The sequence below is a fragment of the Campylobacter concisus genome (genome assembly GCF_002912425.1).
In the GTDB taxonomy this organism is placed as follows: domain Bacteria; phylum Campylobacterota; class Campylobacteria; order Campylobacterales; family Campylobacteraceae; genus Campylobacter_A; species Campylobacter_A concisus_AH.
Map to the genome: position 1 here is coordinate 1 of NZ_POYR01000038.1, position 1,213 is coordinate 1,213.

Sequence of the window (1,213 nt, forward strand, 5' to 3'; positions counted from 1 at the left end):
ACTCAGTTTTATTTTTTAATATCACATTCTGGGTTAGATGTATACGCTAAAACCTATAACTTAATCATTCACTCTAATTTTTATGATGACTTTTCAGATGACTATATAAAGGTAAATCAAAATATAGTAAAAGCATTTTCTCAAAATGTTGTTTCACATGGAAATAGTATAGATGATTTATTAATAGGCACTAGGCAGCATATAGAAAACTTGCCTCAAATGCTTACAAATTATTGCTATAGAAAATTAATTAGAAAAAGAAAATGGCTTGTTGACACTGCAATAATCGTCTCTACTGGACCAAGCCTAGATAAACAACTGAATACACTTAAAAAATTTGCACCTTATGTAAGTATTATAAGTGTCGATGCTTCATACCCCATACTTGCTAGAAATGGCATAAAGCCTGACTACGTAACATCTATTGAAAGAATGGATCCTACTTCTACTTTTTTCAAAGAAAGACATCCTGGATTTGATGATGATATAAATTTTGTCGTAGCCTCTGTTACTCATAAACAAACTATAAAAAATATATTACCAAGGCGCTTAGTGCTTACTATGAGACCTCAAAAAGAAGAAAAGATGTTTAAGCTTAAGGAATTCGGATACTTAGGAATAGGTCATAGTTGTGCAAATATGGCTTATCAGCTTGCTTATGTATTAGGCCATAAAAATATAGTTTTTATAGGTCAAGATCTTGCTTTTGGAAAAGATGGAGCAAGTCATGCAAAAGGACACAATTTTCCGCAACCAGATGAAAATTTATATATCACAGCTTATGGTGGCGAGGGCGAAGTACGAACAACATATGTTTGGACGCTATTTAAAAATCAATTTGAAAACGATATAGAACAGGCAAAACTAGAAAATATAACATCATATAATTGTACTGAGGGTGGTGCTAGAATAAATGGAACCATAGAAAAGCCATTTTTAGAAGTCATGAATGAGCTTTGCAAGGGTAAAAAGGTTAAAAATTTACCAAATATCAAAAAAGATAGTGATAAAGTAACTAATAAAAATTTAATAAAAGCCTATGAAGTGATACAAGAAAAAATAAGAGTTCAAACACAAGCTAAAGAACAAATAGAAAAAGTGTTTTTAGAGATAACACCTAAAGTAGACTACTTTATATCATTGAGAGATAAAGGAGAGATAAAAGAAAAATACTTTAATCAGCTTATTAAAATATCAAACAAGATAGATAGAC

General features: G+C 30.4%; 1 protein-coding gene. It reads left to right on the plus strand.

All coding sequences use genetic code 11. The features are described 5' to 3' along the window. Positions 1-1,213, plus strand: a 1,213-nt coding sequence (locus CYP84_RS01945) for a motility associated factor glycosyltransferase family protein (RefSeq protein ID WP_141089181.1), incomplete at both ends; no start/stop codon positions are given.